The sequence below is a fragment of the Roseicella frigidaeris genome, from assembly GCF_003258945.1.
GTDB lineage: Bacteria > Pseudomonadota > Alphaproteobacteria > Acetobacterales > Acetobacteraceae > Paracraurococcus > Paracraurococcus frigidaeris.
In genome coordinates, this window is sequence record NZ_QLIX01000066.1 from 1 (window position 1) to 3,850 (window position 3,850).

At 64.7% G+C, this 3,850-nt stretch carries 5 protein-coding genes; all 5 read right to left on the reverse strand.

The features are described 5' to 3' along the window. Positions 1 to 337 precede the first annotated feature (337 nt). On the reverse strand, positions 338 to 595 hold the full coding sequence (locus DOO78_RS26615; protein ID WP_111472904.1) for a GlsB/YeaQ/YmgE family stress response membrane protein: 258 nt from the start codon (positions 593 to 595) through the stop codon (positions 338 to 340). A gap of 144 nt (positions 596 to 739) precedes the next feature. Further along, positions 740 to 1,759 carry a YsnF/AvaK domain-containing protein gene (locus DOO78_RS26620; protein ID WP_111472905.1) on the reverse strand — a complete coding sequence of 340 codons (1,020 nt, stop codon included), beginning with the start codon at positions 1,757 to 1,759 and terminating at the stop codon, positions 740 to 742. A 25-nt stretch (positions 1,760 to 1,784) separates the two neighbouring features. Next, a complete protein-coding gene (locus DOO78_RS26625; RefSeq protein WP_207803087.1) occupies positions 1,785 to 2,186 on the reverse strand; it encodes a DUF2382 domain-containing protein in 402 nt (133 codons plus the stop codon). Between the two features lie 64 nt (positions 2,187 to 2,250). Then, positions 2,251 to 3,201: a hypothetical protein gene (locus DOO78_RS26630; protein ID WP_243634808.1), complete on the reverse strand. Its 951-nt coding sequence runs from the start codon at positions 3,199 to 3,201 to the stop codon at positions 2,251 to 2,253. Positions 3,202 to 3,340: 139 nt separating this feature from the next. After that, positions 3,341 to 3,523 (reverse strand): CsbD family protein, encoded by a 183-nt coding sequence (locus DOO78_RS26635; RefSeq protein WP_111472907.1) that lies wholly within the window; start codon positions 3,521 to 3,523, stop codon positions 3,341 to 3,343. Positions 3,524 to 3,850: the final 327 nt, after the last annotated feature.

A 3,850-nucleotide genomic window follows, 5' to 3' on the forward strand; every position in this document is an offset into this window, starting at 1 on the left:
CATCGCTTGCGCCTTCGTCCGCTTGGCCATGATCCGCATCATGCTGCGACGGCTGGCCGCAACCCCCTCCGCCTGAATCAGAACTTCCCGGATGGGCTCTCAGTGGCAACTTCACCCCAAACCGGGTCAGATCTCAGTGGCAATCAACAGGGTCTGATCTGCCTGTAAACCGTTCGGCGTCTAGCAAGCCACGTCACAGATCACGGCCATGGTTATCTGGGTGCATCAGCCACCCACATGACGTCGATTGCAACGTCGCCAAGCTGCAGTCCAATTTTTAGAAACTGGCCGCCGTCACTTGGCATGACGGCACTATTTCCTCCGACTGCGAGCTGCTTCAGACGCTCCGCCGGCCGGTGACGGCATGGTAGATCCACAGCACAACGACTGCGCCAATCACGGCGACAATCATGCTGTACAGGTTGAAGCCGGTCACGCCCGCTCCGCCGAACATGTTAAACAGAAAGCCGCCGACGAAGGCGCCGACGATGCCAAGCACGATGTCAACGACGGCCCCTTGGCCGCTACCGGCATACAGCTTGCTGGCGATGAAGCCAGCAACAAGTCCCAAGATCAGCCAGGCAATGATGGACATGGGGGTGTTCCCTAGGTGGCATGAAGATAAAGGTGGGTACCGTCCGGGCAGTGGCTTACTTGGCCGCCACTACCAGGATGGCCCTGGTCATTGAACGGCGGGGTGGGGAAGGATTGCTCCCGTCCCCACCCCGTTCAGCGTTCGTCAGCGCTTGTCGGGATTGGCACCGCTGACGTTGGTACCGAAGGTCTTGTCGACCGCACGGCTCGCCATCGTGCCGGGCGGGTTACCCGGCGCGTCATCAGGAGCAACACCGGCGACGCCAACACCGGTCGTCACGCCGGACGCGTTCGTGGTGGTGTCGTCGATGTCCACCTCGGTGCGACGAACGGTATCCTGCACGGTCTCGGTCCGCTCGGTGGCTTCTTTGCGGATGACGACCTCCTCGGTAATGCGGGCTTCCTTGGCGATGACCGCCTCCTCGGCAGTCTCGGTGGCCTCGATCGTGCGGTCCTGGAACAGGGCGTCAGCGCCAGTCACCGGGCGATCGACCACGCGGCGCTGCACATCGACATGCTCCTGGTGCAGCATCACCTGCTCGGTCACCGGCGTCTCCACCACATAGGAGCGCACCCGAACCCGTCCGCGCTCCACGTCGCGCTTACCTACCCGCAGGCTCTCCTCAACGATCGGAATTACCTCCTCACCGCCGACGCGGGCGGTCGTGGTGGCGGCTGCTGCCGTCGTCGAAGCAGCAGCGGGCGTGGTGGACCGCACGGCCATGCCCGTGGCGGCGACACCGAGCCCGGCTGCAGCCGGCACGCTGGCCACCTCGGTGTCCGAGGCGACGGCCTGGGTACCCGACCAGCCTTGCTGCCGCCACTCGGCCTCGCGGGTGTCGAGATCCACTGCGCCGTGGCTCTCGAGGACATCCATCGCCTGCTCGAGCTTGCTGTCCTCGATCGTCGCCGACACCACGACGGAACCGCGGCGCACTCCCTCCGCGTAGGTCGTCCGATCCTCGTCGGGGACGAAGAGATCCTTCAGCGACGCCCAGAAACCGGTATCGCCGGACGCGGCGGTGGTCTCGCCGGTAGTCGATGCTGCGTCGGCCGCATGCATCTGGATATCACTGCTGGCGATGTTCAGTTGCTGCGCGAGTTGCTGAATGGCGGCGTCCGCATGGGCACGATCGTCAAACATGGCGGTGATGGTACGCGACATGATGGTGTCTCCTAAAGCGGTGGGGTCATTGATCCATTCCAGCGGCTAGAGGCGTTACCCCTGCCGCTGGCACTCTGTCGACCGTGGCCCGCTGGACCCGCCGCTCGACGGACCGTTCCACGGCTTTCTCGCCATCGATGAAACGCAGGCGGATCTCTTCCCGGAGGACGAGGCGCCGTTCGACGACAAGGACTTCCTCAACCACCGGGACGATGAGCACGTCGCCGTCCTGGCGGGTCTGCGGCGGCTCGCTCACCTCGCGGTCGATTTGCACGCGCTCGACCTCGGCGCGCCGTGTGCGCAGGGTATCCCGCAGCACGTCCTCGACCGTCTCGGTGCTTAGCGAAATGCGCACTCGTCCGGTCTCGACCGTGCGCTTGCTGACGTGCAGGATCTCCTCGGCCAGAGGTATGACCTGCTCGGTCACGCCTTCGGCGACATGGTCATCGGAAGGCACCACGGCATCGCCGTGGCCCCCTCCCATATTGCGCTCAGGCAACACGCCGGGTGGTCCGGAACGCCAGCAGGTCGCGGGTGCCGCGGCGGGCGCCGAGCACTGCTGCGATGGCACCCAGCAGCATGATGCCAAAGACCGAGAAGGCAGCGATCGATGTGCCGGAGGCAGCAGTGTCGGCAGCACGGCGGGCCGCTTCCTCAGCCTGGCGTGCGGCTTGGGTAGCCTGCTGCTCAGCCTGGGCGACACGGGCCTGGGCGTCCTGCGGGCTGATGTTGTACTCGGCCGCCACAAGCTGGTTCAGGCGCTCGCGGTCAGCCTGCGACAGCTGGCCGTCCGTCACTCTCTTGGTGGCGAGCTGACCCATCTCGGCCTTGCGCTGATCAGATGTCATCCCGGCAGGGTTGCCACCAGTCCCGCTCAGCGCGTTCTGCACGCGGTCGGTGACGCTCTGCGCCATCGACTGCAGGGTCCCAGTGCTCGTACGGTCAGCAGCCTGCTGACCTACCGCCGACGCTGCGGAGCCGGCACCCGACGCCACGCTGCCCAGCAGGCTGGAAGCTCCGGAGGTGGCGGTAGACGCGATACCGGACACCAGATTGCCCAGCAGTACGGCGGAGATCAGGAAGGTGGTGCCCCACACGGCCAGGCCATGCAATGTGCCATCGGTGTTGTCGGCCGTGCCGGACAGACGCGCGGCGACGTAGCCGCCAACTGCGAGGCCGATCAGGTTGGACACCAGCAGCCAAATGGCCGCACCGATGCCGAAGGACGAGGCGGACGGCGTTCCACGCGCCGTGGCGTCGACCGTCGTGGCGCCCACGCCAGCACCCAAGGCGTTCAGCATCAGGCCAATGGTCAGTGCCACAACAGCACCGGCGATGATCGCACCCCATGAGATGCGCGAGGGCAGCGTTGGAGCCCCTTCTGGAAGAACCGCAGCGGCGGCAGCGTCGTTATAAGTACCCTCTGTGGCCCGGGTCTGCATCTTCGAATTTCCTCTGCTCTCATAAACACGGTGACGCAGTCGCTGCTGGTCAGCGATGCGCATCTCGACACGGCACACCTATGGTTCGATCCGGTAAGCACCGGACCGCTGACGTTGCTTTTGTGTTATTGCTGAAGCGCTACTTGTCGGTCGCGTCCCGCACGGCGTCCTTTGCACCGCCGGCGGTATTCTGGACCTTACCCTCGACTTTCTCTGCAGCGCCTTCAGCCTGGGTTTTGGTGTCGCCAGTAAGCTTCCCAATGGCTTCCTTGATGGAGCCCTTTACCTGCTTGGCCGAGCCCGCGATGCGATCGCTGTCCATCTGGCCTTCCCCTGAAGCGCTCGGGGCCGGAACCAAGATCGGTTGGCCACGGCGCTGCCCGCATAACCGCGGCCGTACCTCGGAGTTCCGCAAGCGGTCAGGCAATCGGCAAAGGCGAGTGGTGTGCCTGCACTAGTCTGTTAGGGGTGGAGTACTAGTGCCCCGTTATGGAGCGCTCCAAAGCCTCACGGTCGGCCGGGCGCGACACGGTTCGCTGACTCTAATCTGAGAGCCCATCCGGAAAGGAATTGAATCGGCTGAATCGGATGTGATTCTCTGGTCGTGCGGGCGATTCGCGGGGGCAGGCAATGGCGTGGACGGCAGAGC

What these genes read in the sequence shown, in the direction of transcription:
- DOO78_RS26615 (WP_111472904.1), bottom strand. Translation starts at nt 595, where the DNA reads ATGTCCATCATTGCCTGGCTGATCTTGGGACTTGTTGCTGGCTTCATC.
- DOO78_RS26620 (WP_111472905.1), bottom strand. Translation starts at nt 1,759, where the DNA reads ATGTCGCGTACCATCACCGCCATGTTTGACGATCGTGCCCATGCGGAC.
- DOO78_RS26630 (WP_243634808.1), bottom strand. Translation starts at nt 3,201, where the DNA reads ATGCAGACCCGGGCCACAGAGGGTACTTATAACGACGCTGCCGCCGCT.
- DOO78_RS26635 (WP_111472907.1), bottom strand. Translation starts at nt 3,523, where the DNA reads ATGGACAGCGATCGCATCGCGGGCTCGGCCAAGCAGGTAAAGGGCTCC.